Below are 19,021 nucleotides of genomic sequence, written 5' to 3' on the forward strand. Positions count from 1 at the left end.
TCGATGTCGGCGACCGTCTCGCCGATGGTGCCGGGCAGCCGCTCGTCCCACACCTGCTCGGTGCGCCCGGCCACCGCCACGGCGGCGCCGTCGGCCGCCAGGGCCAGTGCGATCGCCCGGCCCAGCCCGCGGCTGCCGCCCGTGACGATCGCGGTCCGCCCCGACAGGCGCCCCGTCATCGCGTCACCCCGTGCACCACGATGGCGGTCGTCTGCTCCACCCACGCATCGTCGAGCTCGTCCTCCGGGCGCAGCAGCATGCGCAGCATCGTCGCGCCTCCGATCAGCTCGATCAACCGGTCCGGGTCGACGTCGGGATGGGCTTCGCCCCGGTCGACCGCGTCACTCAGCCGCACCCGCACCGTCGCGAACAGGTCCGCGAAGCGGGACATCACCCGCGCGTTCAGCGCGGGATCGGCCGTCATATCGGCGACCAGCCCGGGCAGGGCGGCGCGGACGACCGGGGTGGTGAAGACGTCGCGGGTGGCCTCGATCATCATGCGGACGTCGGCGGCGAAATCCCCGGCCGGCGCCTCCAGCGCGGTCGGCGCCACCGGGAAGGCCGCCTCGTGCACCAACTCGGCCTTGCTCGACCACCGCCGGTACAGCGCGGATTTCGTGGTTCCCGCACGCTCGGCGACCGCCGCCAGGCTCAGGTTTGAATAGCCCATTTGGACAAGCAGTTCCGCGGTGGCCGATAGGATGGCCGAGTCGATACGCGGGTCCCGCGGGCGGCCGGCGCCGGGGGCCTTGTCAATGTCGGACGGGTCTGCTTTCATAACGCTACCTACCGTATCGTAATTGCCGAGCCCAGGTCTCAAAGGGAACGTCTCAAAGAGAACGAAGTCTCACAGAATGGAGGCACCCGTGGCCAACGAACCCGTGCTCGACAAGGTCGACCGACTTCAGCGCTCCAGCCGCGACGTCACGACGCTACCCGCCGTCATGTCGCAATGGCTGTCGACCGTCCTACCCGCCGGTGCGAACCCGGAGGTCACCGTCGAAAGCGGCGTCGACTCGACGGGGATGTCCTCGGAAACGATCATCCTGACCGCCCGCTGGCAGCAGGACGGCGAGCCTGTCGAGCAGAAGCTGGTGACCCGGGTCGCCCCCGCCCCCGAAGATGTGCAGGTCTTCCCCACCTATCGGCTTGACCACCAATTCGAGGTGATCCGAAAGGTCGGCGAAATCACCGACGTCCCGGTCCCGCCGGTGCGCTGGCTCGAGCCCACCGGCGAGGTGCTGGGCACGCCCTTTTTCGTCATGGACTACGTCGACGGGGTGGTGCCGCCCGACGTCATGCCCTACACGTTCGGCAACAACTGGTTCGCCGACGCCCCCGCCGAACGCCAGCGCGAACTGCAGGACGCGACCGTCGGGGTGCTGGCCAAGTTGCATTCAATCCCGGACGCCCAGAACACCTTTGGCTTCCTGTCCGACGGGCAAAACGGCGACACCGCGCTGCGCCGGCACTTCAACTGGGTGCGGTCCTGGTACGACTTCGCGGTGCCCGACATCGGCACCTCACCGCTGCTGGAGCGGACCTTCGCCTGGCTGGAGGAGCACTGGCCGGCCGAACAGGCCAGCCGCGAGCCCGTACTGCTCTGGGGCGACGCCCGGGTAGGCAACGTGCTTTACCGCGACTTCTCCCCGGTGGCGGTGCTGGACTGGGAAATGGTCACGCTCGGACCGCGCGAGCTCGACGTGGCGTGGATGATCTACGCCCACATGGTTTTTCAAGAATTGACCGGCCTGGCCGGGCTGCCCGGACTGCCGGAGGTGATGCGTGAGGAAGACGTCCGCGCCACCTACCAGCGGCTGACCGGCGTGGAGGTCGGCGACCTGCGCTGGTTCTACGTCTACTCGGGTGTCATGTGGGCCTGCGTGTTCATGCGCACCGGCGCGCGCCGGGTGCACTTCGGCGAAACAGAGAAGCCCGACGATGTCGAATCGCTGTTCTACCACGCCGGATTGATGAAGCGTTTGATCGGAGAGGATCAGTAATGCTCGGACCGCTCGACGAGTTCCCCGTACATCAGATCCCGCAGCCGATCGCGTGGCCGGGCTCCTCGGACCGCAACTTCTACGACCGCTCCTACTTCAACGCCCACGACCGCACCGGAGACATCTTCGTCATCAGCGGCATCGGCTACTACCCCAACCTCGGTGTCAAGGACGCGTTCTTCCTCGTCCGGCGCGGGGACACCCAGACCGCGGTGCACCTGTCCGACGCGATCGACCAGGACCGGCTGAACCAGAAGGTCAACGGCTATCGGATCGAGGTCGTCGAGCCGCTGCACAAGCTGCGGCTGGTCCTTGACGAAACCGAGGGCATCGCGGCCGATCTCACCTGGGAGGGGCTGTTCGACGTCGTGCAGGAGCAGCCGCACCTGATGCGGTCCGGCAACCGGGTGACCCTGGACGCCCAGCGGTTCGCCCAGCTGGGCAGCTGGAGCGGTCGCATCGCCATCGACGGCGAGGAGATCGCCGTCGACCCCGCGACCTGGCTCGGCAGCCGCGACCGGTCCTGGGGCATCAGGCCGATCGGCGAACCGGAGCCCGCCGGGCGACCCGCGGACCCGCCGTTCGAGGGCATGTGGTGGCTCTACGTGCCGATGGCGTTCGAGGAGTTCGCCATCGTGCTCATCATCCAGGAAGCGCCCGACGGCTTCCGCTCGCTCAACGATTGCACCCGGATCTGGCGCGACGGCCGCGTCGAGCAGCTGGGCTGGCCGCGGGTGAAGATCCACTACCGGTCCGGCACCCGCATCCCGACCGGGGCGACGATCGACGCCACCGCCCCCGACGGCACGCCGGTCCACTTCGACGTGGAGTCCAAGCTGCCGGTGCCCATCCACGTCGGCGGCGGCTACGGCGGCGACTCGGACTGGCTGCACGGCACGTGGAAGGGTGAGAAGTTCGTCGAACGGTTGACCTACGACATGACCGACCCGGGGATCGTCGCGCGGTCGGGTTTCGGCGTCATCGACCACGTCGGCCGGGCGGTGTGCCGCGACGGCGAGCGCGAGCCGGTGGAGGGTTGGGGACTCTACGAGCACGGCGCGCTGGGCCGCCACGACCCGTCGGGATTCGCCGACTGGCTGACGGTCGCCCCCTAGGCAGCCCGCGAACGTCGACTTGTCGGAGATTTTCGGGCCATCTCGCGCAACAAGTCGACGTTCGTGGGTGTCGGGCATTCGCCCTACGAAATCGCAAGAATTGCGGTTGACTGTTCCCCGTGCCAAATCCGCCGTGGATCGTCGACGTTGTCGTGGTCGGTGCAGGATTCGCGGGGCTTGCCGCGGCGCGCGAGCTGGCCCGCCAGGGTCATGACGTCGTGGTCTTCGAAGGCCGCGACCGCGTCGGCGGTCGGTCCTTCACCGGCAGCGTGGCCGGGTTGCCCGCCGATCTGGGCGGCACTTTTGTCGGACCCACCCAGGACGCGGTGTTGGCGTTGGCCGCCGAGCTCGACGTCCCGACCACTCCTACCCATCACGACGGCAAGAACGTCATCCATTGGCGCGGCTGGACGCACTCTTACCGCGGCACCATTCCCAAACTCTCGCTGACCGGGCTGCTCGACATCGGCCGATTGCGTTGGCAATTCGACCGGATCGCCCGCAGCATCCCGGTCGACGCCCCGTGGGACGCGCGCCGGGCGTCCGAGCTCGACGACGTCTCGCTCGGCGGCTGGCTGCGCTCGGTGCGTGCCACCGCGTCGTCGCGTGACCTGCTGGCGATCGTGTCCCGGGTGACCTGGGGGTGCGAGCCCGACGACGTCTCGATGCTGCACGCGGCCCGCTACACGCACGCCGCCGGCGGCCTGGACCGGCTGCTCGACGTCGAAAACGGCGCCCAGCAGGACCGTTTTCCGGGCGGCACCCAGCAGATCGCCGAGGCCGCGGCGGCCGAGCTGGGCACCCGCGTGGTGCTGGGCGCGCCGGTCCGCCGCATCGACCGGCACGGCGCGGGGGTCACGGTCACCACCGACGTCGGCCAGGCCGAGGCCGGATTCGTGGTGGTCGCGGTCCCGCCCGCCCACCGCGCGTCGATCGAGTTCGCTCCCCCACTGCCCGCCGAGTATCACCAACTCGCGCGGCATTGGCCGCAGGGCCAGCTCAGCAAGGCCTATGCGGCCTACTCCACACCCTTCTGGCGGGCCGACGGCTTCTCCGGGCAGGCGCTGTCCGACACCGGACCGGTGTTCATCACCTTCGACGTCAGTCCGCACGCCGACGGGCCCGGCATCCTGATGGGGTTCGTCGACGCGCGCGAGTTCGACGAGCTGGCCCCCGAGCAACGTCGGCACGCGGCGTTGAGCGGCTTCGCCAGGTTGTTCGGCGACAACGCGCTCAAACCGCTCGACTACGTCGACCACCGTTGGGGCGCAGAGCAGTTCGCGCCCGGCGGTCCCACCGCGGCGGTTCCTCCGGGTTCGTGGACCCGATTCGGGCCGTTCCTGCGCGAGCCCGTCGGCCCGATTCACTGGGCCGGCACCGAGACGGCGGACGAATGGACGGGATTCCTCGACGGCGCCGTGCGGTCCGGCCAGCGGGCGGCCGCCGAGATCACCGCCCTGTTATGAACTGATCCGCACGTCCGGGATCACCGATTCGGCGAGCGCCCGCAAATGCCGATTCACCTCGCGCGGGTGTTCCAGCATCGAGCAGTGGCCGCCGGGCAGCTCGACCAGGCCGACGACGTTGGGCGCCGTGCCCGCGATCCGGCGGGCCTGGCTGATCGGGGTCAGCCGGTCGCGTTCGCTGCCGATGACCAGCGTCGGGACCGTCAAACCGTCCAGCTCCAGGTAGCGCGACCCCAAGGCGGCGACCAGCATCCTGGCGCAGCCGGCGCGCCCCGCGGGTGACGTCTGTTCGAAGAACTGGTGCACGATCCTGGCGATGCCCGGGTCGGCCTCCTTGCCCACCGCCAGCATGCCGACCAGATAGCGGCTCGGAATCCGGGCGGCGGTCGGGATCGGGAACCCGCCGAACGCGTGGATCAGCGCGCGGGCGGCGGCGACTCGCGCGGGTGACAGCCCGTGCGGCACCGACAGCAATTGCACCTTGCGGACCAGATCCCCGGTGGTGGTGTTGATCAGCGCGACGGCGTCCGCGCGGCGGCGAACCATGTGCCGGTACCGCGCCGACCACGCGGCGATGGTGATGCCACCCATCGAATGCCCGGCCAGCACGGCGCGCTCGTGCGGCGCCAGCGTCGCATCCAGCACCGAATTCAGATCGGAGGCAAGGTGTTTCAGGCTGTAGCCGTCGCGGCGGGGCATACCGCTGCGCCCATGGCCGCGGTGGTCGAAGGCGATCACGCGGTAGTCGTTGGCCAGGTCCGCGATCTGGTATGCCCAGGCCCGGATGGCGCACGTGATGCCGTGCGTCAGGACGATGGGGTAGCCGTCGGCGGGCCCGAAGACCTCGGCGTGCAGGCGGGTGCCGTCGGTGGCCCGGACGCTCACGGTCTGGCTGGGGGGCAACACGTCGGGATAGGGGTCGATCACGCGAGCCGATCGCCGAGCACTCATCGCCGCTCCCCCATTCAACTCGGCCTCGTCGCCGCAGTTAAGGACTGTCGCAAGTTTATCCCCCACGTCCGTTCGGATTCGGTAAATCCGGCAAACCGTTTCTCGTATGAGACGCTAACACCCGTGTACCCGATGTCCCGTCGGGAATTCATCGCGGCGACCACCGGTGTGGTGGGCGGCGGACTGATGGCCGCGTGCGCCCCACGGCGTCCGCCGCCCGCGCGGCCGCCCCCACCGGACACCCGGTCGATCCTTGTCGTCGGGGCCGGGATGGCCGGCCTGTCCGCCGCTCGTGTCCTCGCCGACGCGGGATGGCCGGTGCGGGTGATCGAGGCCCGCGACCGCATCGGCGGCCGCATCCACACCGACCGCGATTGGGGCGCACCGCTGGAGATGGGAGCGTCGTGGATCCACGGCACGGCGGACAACCCGTTGCTGGAGCTGGCGCGGCGGGCGCAGGCTCAGCTGGTCACGACCGACTATTACGGCTGGGCCAAGCTGGTCGTCGATCCCAAACTCCCACCGCTGGACTATGACCCGACGCCGTGGCGCGCGTTCGTGGAGCGGGCGCGTTACCAAGTCGACGCTGGCAGCCTGGCGGCCGCCGTCAACGCGGCGGCCGTCTCCGAGGGCCTTTCGGCCGCGGACCGCGCCCAGCTGGCCTTCTACCTGACCACCGAGATCGAGGACGAATTCGCCGCCGACGCGGATCAACTGTCCACCATCACTTTTGACGAGGGCGATTACACCGGCGGCGATCAGGACGTCATCACGAACGGCTATGACGCGCTGCCGAGGCTCCTCGCCGGCGGGCTTCAGGTCGAGTTGAACACACCGGTGACCGGAATCGCGCAGCGCGACGACTCCGTCACCGTTCGCGCGAAAGATCGGTCGTTCCAGGGCCCCGCCGTGATCGTCACCGTCCCGCTCGGCGTGCTGAAAGCCCGTGCCATTACGTTCGATCCGCCCTTGCCGAGCCGCCACAGCCACGCGGTGGACGCCCTGGGGTTCGGGGTGCTGTCCAAGAGTTTCTTCCGCTTCGACCGGCGCGGCTGGACGGTGGACAACGCCTTCTATCAGTACCTCGCCGCCGACAGCGGCACGTGGGCGCAATGGTTCACGCTGCCCGCCGCCGCGGGGCCAATCGTGTTGGCGTTCAACGCCGGCGGGCGCGGCCGGGCCGTGGAGTCCTCGGCCCCACAGGATCTGATCGCCACCGCGAGGCCCATCACCCGCCGCCTGTTCGGCGACGCCGCGCCCGTGGAGGTCAAGACATCGGATTGGAGCGCCGACCCGTATGCGCGCGGAGCCTACTCCTTTCATGCGCCCGGCTCCGGCCTCGACGACCGGCGCCGGTTGCAAGAACCGGTCGGCGACCGGCTTTATCTGGCCGGGGAGGCGGTCGGCGTCAACAACCCGGCGACGGTGCACGGCGCCATGGCCAGCGGTCGCTACGCCGCTGACCAGTTGATGCGCCGATTGGGCCGCTAGGACGCGAGCCCGCGGAGTCGCGTCGCCGTGTCGTGCTGCGGCTCGTGCTGCCGGGCCGGGCCCGATACCAGCCGCCGGCGGGCCGTGGTCGCGCCTTCGATGTGCGCCAGGGCGGCATCGACCGAGTCGGCAATGGGCAGGCAGTGTTCGGGCAGCACCCGCGTGAGCCGGCGCAGCGCCGCGCCGCTGACGATGCAGCAGCGCAGCTGGGCTTGCCGATGCTCCTCGTTGAGGGCGAGCAGCGCTCGAAGGCCCGAACCGGCAAGGAAATCCAGGCCGGTGAGGTCGAGGACAAGCGGGGCCCTGAGCCGAGAAAAGCGCCGAATCGCCTCGGCGATCAGGTCCGTGTTGGCCGCATCGATTTCTCCCTCGACGCGTAAGACCGTGGCGGTGCTGCGGGCGTGAACGTGGATTTGCACTCCGGCGCAATCGATTTGGTAGCGGCTACGGGGCTCCCCGAGCAGCTCGGGCGTATGTCGATCGGGTGTACGTAGATCGGGTGAAGCAGTCATGTGAATGTGCGCCCTTCAGGCTTGATAAGGCAGGGCGAGCGACGACGGTGTCCGTTTGGCGCCCGTTGATAACGGCAGCTGGGGACTCAACCTGACCCAAGCCTACCGGCAATGGCGACCGGCGGTGCTCATAACCGGCCACCCGCCCTCGGCCGCGCGACCCGGATTCGCCTTCAACCAGGCGTTTTCACCTACGGCTCGCCGTGCGAAAAACATCGTTCGGCGCGTCGGCTTGGGACCTGGCGATTCAAAGCGGACCGCGGATCTGACCTGCGGCTCAGCGGCGTGTCGCGATCACGACCCCGCGGTCAGGTGCCGGAGGGTGGTGTGCGGGCTCTGACCGTAGGTCTGCCGGTACAGCACCGCGAATCGGCCGGTGTGCGCGAAACCCCATCGCTGGGCGATCTCCGTGACGGTGGCGTGGGATGGCGTGGCGGCCAATAAGTCTTGATGGGCCCGGCTGAGGCGGACGCGGCGGATGTATTCCGTTGGGGTGCTGCCGAGTTGGCGGCGGAAGAGGTATTGCACCGCCCTGGGCGTGAGGTGCACCGCGGCCGCGACGTCGTTGATGCTGACGTCCCCGCCGGCGTGTCGATGGATGAAAGCCACTGCGTCCTTGAGGGTTTCGGGCAGTGCGGGCTCATTGGCCAGGTCCAGCTCCGTGACGTTGGACGGGTAACATTCCAGCAGCGCGCCGGCCAGCAACGGGGCCAGCCCCGCGACCACGAGTGGCTGGTCAGCTGTGTCCGGTCCGGCCAGGGTCAAGGCGACGTAATCCAGCGCCCGGTGCCACGCCCGCACGGCGGCGCGCGAACGCGGGCGCCAATCCGAAAAATGAATCTGCCGGGCTGGCGGGGCACCCCAGTCCGCGGCGACCTTGTGCAGCACGTCGGCGGCCAGGCTGACCACATCGAACCGGGCGCCGTTGCACTGCAACACGCACGGCATGCCTTGGGCGACCAGCACCGGGAAATCCACCGTCGCGGGCGGCCCCCCGGCGACGCTCATCGAGCCCCCGCGGGGCTGGATCACGATGATGCTTTCGGAGGCCACAATCTCCAGCGAGACGCGGCCCTGGATCATCACGTCGTCGACCGTCGCGGCGCCCGCTTCGCACCGCCGATGGGAGACGGCCGACCGGCTCGTGAGTCCGGCGATGCGCCAGGCGGGGTGGTAGGCGCCGGCCAGGAACTGCCGCGCGGCCCGCGGATCGACGGTGCGGAACTGGTCGCGCCGAAGTGCCGAGCCCGGATCCCGGGCTTGCCGCACAGCATCGCCCATGCGGCTGGGGTCGGTTTGGTCCGTAACGGGCAGTCGGCCGACCGCGCCGGCCACCTCACCGGGGCCGGTGTTGTCGGTAACGCTCGTCAAGGCGGTCATAGTCGGCGCTCCCCCAGGGTGTTGCGCGCTGCCCTCATTGCATCACCGGATGCCCGATGACTGCAAGCGTTGCGGCATCCAAGTTGTGGAACCCGCCCGTTGGTAGATGTTAAGGCAGTCGAGCGCGATCCGGTCCCAGGCATATCGAGACAGCGCACGACTGCGACCGGCAGAACCCATGCTCATACACTGAAACCTCTGCGCGAGAAGGCTTCTCAACGCGGCTGGCAACTGGGTGGGAGTTTCCGGGCGCAGCACGAGGCCGGTGACGTTGTCCACCACGGCGTCCCTGAGCACGCCGACGCCGTAGGCCACCACCACCACGCCGCAGGCCATCGCCTGTAGCACCGCGGTGGCGCGTGGAGGTTGTCGCGGGGTGCAGGCGACCACATCGGCGGACCGCAGCAGCATCGCCAGTCGATCGCCGGAAACGGTGCCCGCAAACCGGACCCGGTCGGACACCCCCAACCCGGCGCCGAGAAGTTGTAGTTTGAGCCGCGCCTCGTCGCACTCACGATTCGAGGCTTCCGTCTCCGCCAGCACCAGTTCCGTGCCCGGGACCCTGGCCAGCGCCCTGATGACAATGTCGAAGCCGTTGCACGGCTTGGGGTTCGGCGCAAGGCACACAATGCGATGCAGGTCGGTGCGGGCCTGCGCCGGGCCGCTCGAGTTGTATCGCTCGACGTCCACCCCGCTTGTCAAAGCGGATACGCGGGCCCGGCTGCGGCGCAGCCTGGCGAGCGCGTCGACGTCGTCGGAGCTCTCACCGGTGACCCAGTTGGCGCTGCGAGCCAACAGCGGTTCGACGCGGAGCCGTTCGCCCTCCGCCGGCGCGCCCATGGGCGAGGGCGCCGCGCCCGCGGTGGCCAGGCCCAGGAAACTCTGGACGGCCGGCACCCCTTGGCGCCGTGCGGCCAGCTGGGCGGCCAAACCGCCCAGCCACCCGTACGCGTGCACGACGTCGGGCGCCTCAGCGGACCACTCGTCTGCGAGCGCCCCCGCCCAGTCGCCGACGTAGGGCAGCACGTCCAGGTCCGAATTCGTCGACCGCGGCCCGACGGAGATCGACACTGTGCGGTGGCCGCAAGTTCCGATCCCCGCGGGCCGCCGTCGGTTCTGCCGGACGAACCTGGTGACGGCATTTCCGCGGGCCGCCAGTGCGGCGGACAGTTCCTGCGGGTCGTCACCGACAATGTCGTCGCCGCTGACGATCGCAATCCTCACTTCAACCCCGTTGCGTCGCCCATGGCGTGATGGCGTACCCGGCCCCATACCGGCGAAACCGTGGCGGCGCGGGGCTTCGCCTGAAGCGCCGCCGTTTCGCATGGCGGATAGCCGCGGTGGGGCGGGATCGTTCGCCGGACTGTGGTGTGGTCGTCGATTTGGAAGACTGAAAGGGTGGCCAGCGACCCGCATCGGCCCGCCGTCGAACTGGTAGTCCTGTTGTCGTCGGCGGGGGGGTTGGACGCGCTCTCGACGGTCCTCGGTGATCTGCCGGGCGATTTCCCGGCCGCCATCGTCGTGCAGCAGCACCTCGGCGCCCACGACAGCGTCCTCCCGGCGATCCTTCGGCGGCAGACCGCACAGCAAGTCTGTTGGGCCCACGACGGGCGGCCCCTTTGCCCGGGTCAGGCGGTGGTCTGTCCGCCGGGGATGCACCTTGAACTGACGCCGGACGGCTGCTGTCGCCTGCGCCCGATCAGGGATCTGGGCGTGCGCCGCTTCGACGTGCTGCTGCGGTCGGTCGCCGCCTCGTACGGACCGCGCAGCGTCGCGGTGGTGTTGTCGGGCTCCGGGCAGGACGGGGCCGCGGGTACCTCCGCGATGAAGCGGGCCGGCGCCATCGTCATCGCGGAGAGTCCGGAGACGGCCCTGTACACGTCGATGCCCGTGGCGGCGGCGCGCGCCGGCGCCGACCTCGTGCTGCCGATCCACCAGATCGGCCGCGTGCTGACCGGCATCGTCGAGGGAGCGCCGCTGCCCGAACCGCCGCCGCACCACGGTGGCGACCGGTGCGGGGCGGAGGACGTCGGCGAACTGCCCGAACTCCGGCGCAGCGACCTGGTGAACACCGCGGCGGGCCGGGCCGACCTGGCGCGCGAACGCGCCGAAGAGCTCAGCCGTCGACGCAGGGACCTATCCGCCGGACTCGGCGCCACCACCGAATCGGTGGCGATGGCGCGACGCAGGGCCGCGGAGTCGCGGCGGCGCGCGCAGTTGGCGCACCAGGCGGCCGAGGAAGCGGCCGCGCGGTGGGGCCACTGACGCGGCTAGCTCACGACCTCCATGAGCAACAGGGCGCCCCCGACCGTGCCCTCACCCGACCGGAACGACGTGCACGTGACGCGCACCCGGGTCGGGCGCCCCCGGCGGTTGATCGCGTCGACTTCCGTCTCACCGGAACTGTCGGCGTCGACGAACGCATTGCCGATCAAGGACCGCACGCTGTCCAGGGGCAGGCCGATGTCCAGGGCGGTCAGCCGGGTTCCCACCGCCTCCTCGGACCGCAGGCCCCACAGCTCTTCGCACCCGCGGTTCCACAGGATCACCTTCATCTCGCGATCCACCACCACCATGCCCATCTGGACCGAGTCGACCAGCGAATCGAGGAAGACCTTCGCCTCGTCGAGTTCGAGGCTGCGTTCCCGCAACATGTCGTTGATGGTGTGCAGTTCGTCGTTGGTGGACTGCAGCTCCTCGTTCATCGTCTCGAGCTCTTCGTTGGTGGACTGCAGCTCCTCGTTGGTGGTCTCCAATTCCTCCACGGTGGACTGCAATTCCTCGTTGGTGGTCTCCAGTTCCTCGTTGGTGGACTGCAACTCCTCGTACGCCACTTCCAGCTGGCGATTGGTCTGGACCACCTTGTCCAGCAGCGCGCGCGTCGCGCTGACGTCGAAGAACACGATCGACACGCCCAGCAGCCCGTTCTCGGCGTCGACCAGCGGATTGACGTGGATCTCGAACCAAACGGTCTCGGCGCCCGGTCGCTGCCACTTGACGTCTTGGATGCGCGCCGAGCGCCGCTCCACCTTGGCCTGCTCCAGATAGGCGCGCAGCTCGACCGGGCGGTAGGAGACTTCGAGGTCGCGCAGCAGCCGGCCGATGTCGCGGGCCGAGAGCCCGAACAGCGCCTCGGCCTGCTGGTTGATCATCGCGACGGTGTCCTCGCCGGTGATCACGATCTGGGCCACCGGGCTGGCGCGGAAAGCCAAGTCACGCACCGTCGTCAGGCCCGTGAGGTCGACGTTGCGTTCGTAGAACGCACCGGCGGGGTCGTAGCGCTCGACCCCGCTGTGGCTTCCGACCGCCTTGCGGAAGATGCGGTGCTTGAGGTTCAGCGGCGTGAACCGGTCGCCGTGGCTGAGCAACATCTCGGCGTGCCCGAGGAACAGCGTGCCCTGCGGTGCGAGCGCAAAGTGCAAGCGGCCCAGGACGTTTCGCTGAGTCTCGGCGTTGAGGTACATGAGCGTATTGCGGCACACCAGCAGGTCGACGCGGGAGATGGGCGCATCCTTGACCAGATCGTTGCGGCCGAAGATCACCGCGCGGCGCAACTCCTTCTGAAACACGTAGCGGCCGTTGACCTGTTCGAAATAGCGCGCCAGGAGATCGGGCGGCACCGACTCGACGGCCTTGGCGTCATAGGACGCCGCCCGCGCCTCGGTCAGCGCGTCCTCATCGATGTCGGTGGCGTAGATCTTGACCCGTTGCCGGAAACCCTCGGCGCCCAGCGCCTCGGCCAGCAGCATGGCCAGCGTGTAGGCCTCCTCGCCGGAGGCGCATCCCGCGCTCCACACCCGAATCGGATCGCCGGGACCACGCTCGGCCAGCATCCGCGGAATGACCTCGGAAGCGATGTACTCCCACGCGTCCGGGTCGCGAAAGAAGGCGGTGACGTTGATCAGGATGGTGTTGAACAGGGCCGCGAATTCGTCCGAACTGGCCTGCAGAAAGTCGAGGTATTCCTCGAATGTGCTGTAGCCCGCCTGATCCATTCGGTGGCGGACCCGGCGCATCAGCGACGTGCGCTTGTACCCCGTGAAGTCGAAGCCCCGCGAATCGCGCATGTAGCGCAGCAGGGCCTCGAAAGCCTCGTCAGTCGTGCCGTCCATTCAAGTCCCGTCCGCATCGAGCCTGGCCGAAGGACTTGAACACTACTCGCGGTCGTCAGAATCGATCGTCGTGACCGACCATCGCCCAGACGGTCTTGCCGGACGAGGTGGGGGTGGCGCCCCACGTCCGGCACAGCGCGGAAACGATGGCCAGACCGGACACGGTTTCCGCGCCGCGCCGGCCGTCCTCGTGCCGGACCGGCAACTGGTCGCTGGCGTCCTGTACGGCGACGGTGACGGCCTCGCGATGGCTTTCGACGATTAGCACCGGGGCACTCTCGGTGTGGTGGAGCACGTTTTCGATGAAGACGGTGGCCACGGTGGTCGCGATGGGAATCACCGCGCGCCGGTCCCATTCGGTGAGCCAGTCGGTGACGACGGTTCGGGCCATCCCCAGGGTGCCGTCCGAACGGGGCAGCTCGGTGCGCGCGCGGCGCCTGATCTGCAGCGCCCGGCCGCGCACGGCATCCAGCGCCAGCTCGCGGCTCGCGTGGACGGGCACGTAGCGGGCCACCCCGACCCCGATGATCGCCCGCCGGACGGACGGTTCCGCGGACACGAGCAGGATGGGTACGTCGGGCCAGGTGCTGACGTGCCAGCGAGCGCTGGTGAAAACGGTCCAGGCAGAGGCCGTCGGCACGGTGAGCCGGTCGACGTCGACGATGACCGCGCGGGGCTCGTCCAGCGCGGCCTTGATCACGATGTCGCGCAGGCCGCGATACGTGGAGCTGTCCAGCACGCCGTCCGCCACCAGGATCGGCATGTCCTGTTGTTCTTCGGCGGCGATGCGGATGGCCGACTCAGTCACCGCCATCACCGCCGTGCGGAGCGGTGGCCGACAACCGGTCGCTGAGCACCGCCAGCGCCCGTTCGGTTTCTTCGGCGAGGCCGCTGTAACGCATCTTCAGGGGACCGGGTCCAGCCTTGTCCGCCAATTGCCGCGCCAATCGGGCCTTCTCCTGCAGGCTGCGCAGCGCCACCCACAGCGCGCCGTCGACCTCGGTGTCCCGCGCGGCCAGCAGCGCGTCGGCCGTCCAGGCGTGCCCCACCTGGCAGCGGAAGTTGCCTTCGCTGATGGACACCAGGGAGCCGTTGCAGTCCGGGCAGGTGTACCCGGACGGGGTGCCGAGCTGTTGGGTGTCGAAGTCGGTCGAAAACCGCGACATCATGGCGATCCGGTTTTCGAGCTCCATCGCGGCGTCGCGTTCCATGTTGGGGTCCTTGGTCTTCTGGTGCGACAGCTCTTTGAGGACCGCGCCGATGTCGGCGGCCGCCGCATCATGATCCAGCACGCCGGCGTCGCGCGCGTTGGCCGGCATGGCGGGGAACAACGCGTCGTCGGGTGATTGGCCGATGGTGGTACCGCCGCGGGACCGAATGGCACCCAGGCCGAGCACACCGTCGTCGAGCACGCCCGAGAGCACGACTCCGATCGCGCGGGGCCCGAATGCCAGGGCGACCGAGCGGAACAGCGCGTTGATCGCCGGCCGGTGCCCGTTCTCGGTCGGGCCCTGCGAGAGGACCACGCGGTGGTCGGCAGCCAGCAGATGTCGATCGGGCGGGGCGACGTAAATTCGCGCGGGTTCGAGTTTGGCGCCGTCCTCCGCGGTGACGGCCGGCAACGGCCCGCTGCGGTCGACGATGCGAGCCAACACGCTCGGCGCGCCGGCGGGAATGTGCAGGGTCACCAGGTAGGCGTACGGCACATCGGCGGACAAACCCGCCGCCAGCTTCGACAGCGCCTCCACTCCCCCCGCGGAGGCGCCGATCGCCACCACGCCACGCAAGCCGCCGGATTCGTCAGTCATCACTTTCGACTACCCGCATCAATAGTAGGTATTCAACTCCGCAGTAGGTATTCAACTCCGCGCGGGATAGCTGTCGGGGATTCGCAGACCTGGGTTTTCACCGCGGCCGCGGCGGGCACCCTGAGTTGTCTGGTCGCGGACAGGAGGGTGAATCATGCCGAACTCGTCGATCAAGAACGAAAAGTTGTACAAGGACCTGCGCAAGCAGGGTGACTCCAAGGAAAAGGCGGCCCGCATCTCCAACGCGGCCGCCGCGCGGGGCAAGTCCTCGGTTTCGCGCAAGGGCGGGAAGTCCGGGTCGTATCAGGACTGGACCGTCCCACAGTTGAGGAAGCGGGCGAAAGAGCTTGGCATGTCAGGGTATTCGAACCTGACGAAGGACAAGCTGGTAGCCAAGCTGCGCAATCACTGAGTGAGGCCGAGCCGCTCGGCCAGCACCAGGAAGGCGACCGCGTAATCGTTGCCGGCGGTGCGCGCCCGGATCCGCTCCCAGTCCAGCTGCTCGCGGACGGCGCGCACGGCCGGCAGCAGCCTGGCGAAGTCGCAGTAGTGCTCGCCCAGGGCGCGAAGTTGCTGGACGAGCACCATCGTCGGCGGTAGCACGGGCATCCTGACGGCGAGCACGTCGTGCTGCTCGGCGCAGTCCAGCGTGGACGACTCCACCCGCACGCCGTTGAGGCGGTGCAGCACATCCACCACCGTGTCGCCGGTGCGCGCCTTGAAAAGCCAATCCTCCGGGGGACGCTCGATGGCGAAGCCCGCATTGCGCAGCGTCGCGACGGCGTCCTCCACGTCCGACTCGGCCACCACCAGGTCCACGTCATGGGTGCGCTCCGGCGCACCGTAGGCCCACAACGCGTAGCTGCCCGCCAGCGCGAAGCGGGGGCCGTTCTCCTTCAGCGCCGACGCGGCGCCGCGCAGCGCTTCCCGCAGCTGCATGCTGGAAGCGGGTGCGTCGACGTGGGTCTCGATCGGTCCCATGGTGCCCAAGTCATACCCGGCCGACGGCCAGTGCAACCTGCGCTAACGCGGCCGGAGATTGGTAAGCCCGTTTAATCTGCCCCCAATTGGGAAAATCTTTCGAGGTGTCAACCGCTTGGCTCGGCGCCTACGAAGCCGCCGCCGTCGTAATCCCCGCCTGCAACGAGCGGGCGAAGCTGCCGGCCTGCCTGCGCGCCGTCCTCACCGCCGCCCTGTGCGCCCCCATCCCGGTCACCGTCGTTGTGGTGCTTGACGACTGCGACGACGGCAGTGCCGAGTTGGCCGGCGAGTACGGGCCCGATGTGCACTTCATCAGCGTCGAGGCGCACAACGTCGGCACGGCGCGGGCGGTCGGGTTCGGTTACGCGCGGTCGCTGGTCGGGGACCCCGACCGGTGCTGGTACGCCACCACCGATGCGGATAGCAGAGTCGACCCCGACTGGCTGGTGCACCAACTCCGGGCGCGGGCCGACATGGTGCTGGGCGTGGTGCGAGTCACCGACTGGCGCCACCACGGCGCCGAAGTCGTCAACCGCTATTTGCAGTCCTACCAAGCGAACCCGCTTTACCGGCGCGACCAACACGACCACATACACGGCGCCAACATGGGTTTCAGCGCACGGGCCTACTGGCGCGTCGGCGGCTTTCGCACGCTCGCCTCCGGCGAGGATTCCGACCTGGTCGAGCGGTTCGAGGCCGCCGGCTACCGCGTTCACCGCGACACCGAACTCTCCGTCATCACGTCGGCGCGAACCCAGGCTCGGGCGCCACACGGGTTCGCTCACCACCTCAGGCAACTGGGGAGATCGGCGGCGGGTGATTGCGCGTGACGGCGGGACTGGTCAGGCATTGGCTGGAGTCGGAACGACTCGAGCTCCCACTGCCCGCCTCCGGGCGCACCGCCGAGCGCTGGCAACGGCTCTCGTCGCTGGCCGAAGAGAACATCGTGGCGGCCAGGGTCGCCGAAGCGCACGTCGATGCGGTCGCGATTCTTCACGAGTTGGGCGGTAAGCCACCGGAATCCGGCCAACTGTGGGGAGTTTGGGCCGCGGAGTCCCCGGACGCGGTGCTCACCGCCACCGACACCCACGGTGCATTCACACTCGCGGGCACCAAGGTGTGGTGCTCGGGCGCCGGGTTCTGCACCCACGCTCTGGTGACCGCCCGGCTGGAGGACGGCACGCGGGGGTTGTTCGCCGTCCAGGTGACTGACGGGAGCGTGAAACCGCTGCCCAGCACCTGGTGGAACGCCGGCATGGCCGGCAGCGATACGCGGCCCGTGCAGTTCACCAACACCCACGCCGTCGCGGTCGGCGACCCCGGCGACTACCTGGACCGGCCCGGGTTCTGGCACGGCGCGATCGGGGTGGCCGCCTGTTGGCTCGGGGGCGCACGCCGCGTCGCAGATCCGCTATACCGTTGCGCTAAGAGCGAATCCGCCGATGCCTATTCGCTGGCCCATCTCGGCGCCGTCGACGCCGCGCTGGCCGCCGGCGACGCGATGCTGGCCGCCGCGGCGGCGCAGGTCGACGCCGACCCGTTCGACCGTACCGGCACCGCTCAACTGCTGGCCCGTCGCGTGCGCACGGTGGTGGAGCACGCGGTCGATGAAGCCATCACCCGCACCGGCCGCGCCTTGGGCCCGGGGCCACTCTGCCAGGATGGTCGGCACGCCCAACGGGTCGCCGACCTGAGCATCTACATTCGGCAAAGCCACGCCGAGCGCGACCTCGCCGAGCTCGGGCGGCTCGCGGGCAGCCAGCGTTGAGGACGCCGTGAGGACCGCGCCGATCAGCAACAGCGCCAGGTTCGCGGCCAAGCCGCTGACCTCCGGCGGCACCCCAGCACCCCTGTGGCTAGCCGCGTTTGAGCGCGCTCCCCTGCCCGCGCTCGACCTCGCCGGATGCCGACGCCTGATCGTCGTGGCGGCCCACCCCGATGACGAAACCTTCGGCCTGGGCGCGACCATCGCACACTTGGCGGCGGCGGGGGTCGACGTCCGGGTGGTGTCGGTCAGCGACGGCGGTGCCGCCCAGCCGGGCGCGACGCTGTCCGGCCGGATTCGGCTGTCCACCACCCGTCGATACGAACTCCGCAGGGCCACAAGTATTTTGGGTTCCGCTCCGCCGGTCCGGCTAGGATTGCCCGACGGCGAGCTGGCCAACCACCAGGATCGGCTCACCGAGGCGTTGGTGGGGATATTGCGGACGGCGGGCCCCGACACCTGGTGCGCCGCCACCTGGCGAGGCGATGGACATCCGGACCACGAAGCCGTGGGCCGCGCGGCCGTGGCGGCATGCGTGCGCACCGGCGTCGCGTTGCTGGAATATCCGGTCTGGATGTGGCACTGGGCCGCTCCGGCCGACCCCGCGGTGCCGTGGGACCGCGCCAGATCGGTTCCCGCCCCGGGTTGGGCCGTCAACCGCAAACGCCAAGCGGCGCAGTGCTATCGGAGTCAGTTGCGGCCCGGTCGCGGTGAAACACCACCCGTCTTGCCGCCGTTCGTCCTGCAGCGCCTGCTCACCGTGGGGGAAGTGGTCTTCCGGTGACCACGCGGCTGCCCGACGCCTACTTCGACCGGATGTACGTCGGCACCGACGATCCCTGGCAGCTCTCGACGCGGTGGTACGAGCAACGCAAGTACGCGATCACCCTGGCGCTGTTGCCAGCCCTCCGGTATCGGCACGCCTTCGAGCCGGGCTGCTCCATCGGCACGTTGACCGCGCGGCTGGCGGAGCGCTGCGACCACGTGACGGCCGTCGACGTCGCCGATGCCGCGCTTCGCGGCGCCGACGCCCGCCTGCGGCGGGCCGGCTGTCGCGACAGGGTGACGCTGACCCGGTCGTCGCTGGACGCGGCGTGGCCCGCGGGGCCGTTCGACCTGGTGGTACTCAGCGAGGTCGCCTACTACCTGGCGCCTGAAACACTCACCGCGGTGCTGCGTCGCGAATTTCCCCGGCTGGAGCGCGGCGCAATGATCCTCGCCGCGCATTGGCGTCACGACGTGACCGACTACCCACTCACCGGCGACGCGGCCCACGCCGTCATCGCGGGGACACCCGGGCTGACGTCGCTGGGCCGCTACCAGGATCACGATGTCGTCATCGAGGCGTTCGACACCGGCGACGGAAGGTCGGTGGCAGGACGCGAAGGGGTGCCGGGCGTGCGCTGAATCCGCCGCCGACGCATGACAGTGCGACCC

The 19,021-nt window shown here is 69.3% G+C and carries 20 protein-coding genes; 10 read left to right on the forward strand and 10 right to left on the reverse strand.

Annotated elements, in window-relative coordinates; translation table 11 throughout:
* On the reverse strand, positions 1 to 179 hold a 179-nt coding region (locus tag A5701_RS26175; protein ID WP_156670278.1), incomplete at its 3' end, for an SDR family NAD(P)-dependent oxidoreductase.
* The gene (locus tag A5701_RS26180; protein ID WP_067761046.1) at positions 176 to 778 is read right to left on the reverse strand and encodes a TetR/AcrR family transcriptional regulator; all 603 of its coding nucleotides are present in this window, start codon (positions 776 to 778) and stop codon (positions 176 to 178) included. The genes A5701_RS26175 and A5701_RS26180, both read right to left, overlap by 4 nt.
* A gap of 88 nt (positions 779 to 866) precedes the next feature.
* On the opposite strand from A5701_RS26180, the gene A5701_RS26185 reads away from it, so the two are divergent.
* From A5701_RS26185 to A5701_RS26195, 3 genes are all read left to right on the forward strand, one after another.
* Positions 867 to 2,003, forward strand: coding sequence for a phosphotransferase family protein (locus tag A5701_RS26185; protein WP_067761163.1), 1,137 nt, complete (start codon positions 867 to 869; stop codon positions 2,001 to 2,003).
* On the forward strand, positions 2,003 to 3,118 hold the full coding sequence (locus A5701_RS26190; RefSeq protein WP_067761048.1) for a hypothetical protein: 1,116 nt from the start codon (positions 2,003 to 2,005) through the stop codon (positions 3,116 to 3,118). The genes A5701_RS26185 and A5701_RS26190 overlap by 1 nt, the downstream gene beginning before the upstream one ends.
* A gap of 119 nt (positions 3,119 to 3,237) precedes the next feature.
* The gene (locus A5701_RS26195; protein WP_067761049.1) at positions 3,238 to 4,584 is read left to right on the forward strand and encodes a flavin monoamine oxidase family protein; all 1,347 of its coding nucleotides are present in this window, start codon (positions 3,238 to 3,240) and stop codon (positions 4,582 to 4,584) included.
* On the opposite strand, the gene A5701_RS26200 is transcribed toward A5701_RS26195, so the two are convergent.
* Positions 4,579 to 5,535, reverse strand: coding sequence for an alpha/beta fold hydrolase (locus A5701_RS26200; protein WP_067761051.1), 957 nt, complete (start codon positions 5,533 to 5,535; stop codon positions 4,579 to 4,581). The genes A5701_RS26195 and A5701_RS26200 overlap by 6 nt on opposite strands.
* A 132-nt stretch (positions 5,536 to 5,667) precedes the next feature.
* On the opposite strand from A5701_RS26200, the gene A5701_RS26205 reads away from it, so the two are divergent.
* Positions 5,668 to 7,026: an NAD(P)/FAD-dependent oxidoreductase gene (locus A5701_RS26205; RefSeq protein ID WP_067761165.1), complete on the forward strand. Its 1,359-nt coding sequence runs from the start codon at positions 5,668 to 5,670 to the stop codon at positions 7,024 to 7,026.
* On the opposite strand, the gene A5701_RS26210 is transcribed toward A5701_RS26205, so the two are convergent.
* The 3 genes from A5701_RS26210 to A5701_RS26220 form a co-directional block, all read right to left on the reverse strand.
* Positions 7,023 to 7,445 (reverse strand): STAS domain-containing protein, encoded by a 423-nt coding sequence (locus A5701_RS26210; RefSeq protein ID WP_197499052.1) that lies wholly within the window; start codon positions 7,443 to 7,445, stop codon positions 7,023 to 7,025. The two genes, A5701_RS26205 and A5701_RS26210, sit on opposite strands and share 4 nt — an antisense overlap.
* Before the next feature lie 387 nt (positions 7,446 to 7,832).
* Positions 7,833 to 8,819 (reverse strand): helix-turn-helix transcriptional regulator, encoded by a 987-nt coding sequence (locus A5701_RS26215; protein ID WP_231972888.1) that lies wholly within the window; start codon positions 8,817 to 8,819, stop codon positions 7,833 to 7,835.
* Positions 8,820 to 8,960: 141 nt separating this feature from the next.
* Positions 8,961 to 10,142 carry a glycosyltransferase gene (locus A5701_RS26220; RefSeq protein ID WP_067761055.1) on the reverse strand — a complete coding sequence of 394 codons (1,182 nt, stop codon included), beginning with the start codon at positions 10,140 to 10,142 and terminating at the stop codon, positions 8,961 to 8,963.
* A 174-nt stretch (positions 10,143 to 10,316) separates the two neighbouring features.
* Here A5701_RS26220 and A5701_RS26225 point away from each other — a divergent pair, with 174 nt between their 5' ends.
* Positions 10,317 to 11,183, forward strand: a complete 867-nt coding sequence (locus A5701_RS26225) for a chemotaxis protein CheB (RefSeq protein WP_082950252.1) — start codon at positions 10,317 to 10,319, stop codon at positions 11,181 to 11,183.
* Positions 11,184 to 11,188: 5 nt separating this feature from the next.
* Here A5701_RS26225 and A5701_RS26230 read toward each other — a convergent pair whose 3' ends face one another.
* From A5701_RS26230 to A5701_RS26240, 3 genes are read right to left on the reverse strand one after another with little or no spacing between them, the layout of a single operon-like run.
* On the reverse strand, positions 11,189 to 13,030 hold the full coding sequence (locus A5701_RS26230) for a CheR family methyltransferase (protein ID WP_067761056.1): 1,842 nt from the start codon (positions 13,028 to 13,030) through the stop codon (positions 11,189 to 11,191).
* Positions 13,031 to 13,085: 55 nt separating this feature from the next.
* Complete coding sequence (locus A5701_RS26235) at positions 13,086 to 13,844, reverse strand: STAS domain-containing protein (RefSeq protein WP_067761057.1); 759 nt, start codon at positions 13,842 to 13,844, stop codon at positions 13,086 to 13,088.
* The gene (locus A5701_RS26240) at positions 13,831 to 14,838 is read right to left on the reverse strand and encodes a chemotaxis protein CheB (RefSeq protein ID WP_067761058.1); all 1,008 of its coding nucleotides are present in this window, start codon (positions 14,836 to 14,838) and stop codon (positions 13,831 to 13,833) included. Before A5701_RS26240 ends, A5701_RS26235 begins: the two co-directional genes overlap by 14 nt.
* A 154-nt stretch (positions 14,839 to 14,992) precedes the next feature.
* Here A5701_RS26240 and A5701_RS26245 point away from each other — a divergent pair, with 154 nt between their 5' ends.
* Positions 14,993 to 15,250 (forward strand): Rho termination factor, encoded by a 258-nt coding sequence (locus tag A5701_RS26245; RefSeq protein WP_067761060.1) that lies wholly within the window; start codon positions 14,993 to 14,995, stop codon positions 15,248 to 15,250.
* On the opposite strand, the gene A5701_RS26250 is transcribed toward A5701_RS26245, so the two are convergent.
* A complete protein-coding gene (locus A5701_RS26250; protein ID WP_067761062.1) occupies positions 15,244 to 15,819 on the reverse strand; it encodes a nucleotidyltransferase in 576 nt (191 codons plus the stop codon). The genes A5701_RS26245 and A5701_RS26250 overlap by 7 nt on opposite strands.
* A 104-nt stretch (positions 15,820 to 15,923) precedes the next feature.
* On the opposite strand from A5701_RS26250, the gene A5701_RS26255 reads away from it, so the two are divergent.
* From A5701_RS26255 to A5701_RS26270, 4 genes are read left to right on the forward strand one after another with little or no spacing between them, the layout of a single operon-like run.
* On the forward strand, positions 15,924 to 16,649 hold the full coding sequence (locus A5701_RS26255; RefSeq protein ID WP_067761066.1) for a glycosyltransferase family 2 protein: 726 nt from the start codon (positions 15,924 to 15,926) through the stop codon (positions 16,647 to 16,649).
* Positions 16,646 to 17,587, forward strand: coding sequence for an acyl-CoA dehydrogenase (locus A5701_RS26260; protein ID WP_067761068.1), 942 nt, complete (start codon positions 16,646 to 16,648; stop codon positions 17,585 to 17,587). Before A5701_RS26255 ends, A5701_RS26260 begins: the two co-directional genes overlap by 4 nt.
* A 7-nt stretch (positions 17,588 to 17,594) precedes the next feature.
* Positions 17,595 to 18,368, forward strand: a complete 774-nt coding sequence (locus tag A5701_RS26265) for a PIG-L deacetylase family protein (RefSeq protein WP_067761071.1) — start codon at positions 17,595 to 17,597, stop codon at positions 18,366 to 18,368.
* The gene (locus A5701_RS26270; RefSeq protein ID WP_231968728.1) at positions 18,365 to 18,991 is read left to right on the forward strand and encodes a cyclopropane-fatty-acyl-phospholipid synthase family protein; all 627 of its coding nucleotides are present in this window, start codon (positions 18,365 to 18,367) and stop codon (positions 18,989 to 18,991) included. Before A5701_RS26265 ends, A5701_RS26270 begins: the two co-directional genes overlap by 4 nt.
* The last annotated feature ends 30 nt before the right edge of the window (positions 18,992 to 19,021 follow it).

It is taken from the genome of Mycobacterium sp. E3305, assembly GCF_001666785.1.
GTDB lineage: Bacteria > Actinomycetota > Actinomycetes > Mycobacteriales > Mycobacteriaceae > Mycobacterium.

Bases quoted from the DNA above. Each gene is read 5' to 3' on its own strand.
- A5701_RS26180 (WP_067761046.1), bottom strand. From the start codon at position 778: ATGAAAGCAGACCCGTCCGACATTGACAAGGCCCCCGGCGCCGGCCGC.
- A5701_RS26190 (WP_067761048.1), top strand. From the start codon at position 2,003: ATGCTCGGACCGCTCGACGAGTTCCCCGTACATCAGATCCCGCAGCCG.
- A5701_RS26200 (WP_067761051.1), bottom strand. From the start codon at position 5,535: ATGAGTGCTCGGCGATCGGCTCGCGTGATCGACCCCTATCCCGACGTG.
- A5701_RS26205 (WP_067761165.1), top strand. From the start codon at position 5,668: ATGTCCCGTCGGGAATTCATCGCGGCGACCACCGGTGTGGTGGGCGGC.
- A5701_RS26215 (WP_231972888.1), bottom strand. From the start codon at position 8,819: ATGGGCGATGCTGTGCGGCAAGCCCGGGATCCGGGCTCGGCACTTCGG.
- A5701_RS26230 (WP_067761056.1), bottom strand. From the start codon at position 13,030: ATGGACGGCACGACTGACGAGGCTTTCGAGGCCCTGCTGCGCTACATG.
- A5701_RS26235 (WP_067761057.1), bottom strand. From the start codon at position 13,844: ATGGCGGTGACTGAGTCGGCCATCCGCATCGCCGCCGAAGAACAACAG.
- A5701_RS26240 (WP_067761058.1), bottom strand. From the start codon at position 14,838: ATGACTGACGAATCCGGCGGCTTGCGTGGCGTGGTGGCGATCGGCGCC.
- A5701_RS26245 (WP_067761060.1), top strand. From the start codon at position 14,993: ATGCCGAACTCGTCGATCAAGAACGAAAAGTTGTACAAGGACCTGCGC.
- A5701_RS26250 (WP_067761062.1), bottom strand. From the start codon at position 15,819: ATGGGACCGATCGAGACCCACGTCGACGCACCCGCTTCCAGCATGCAG.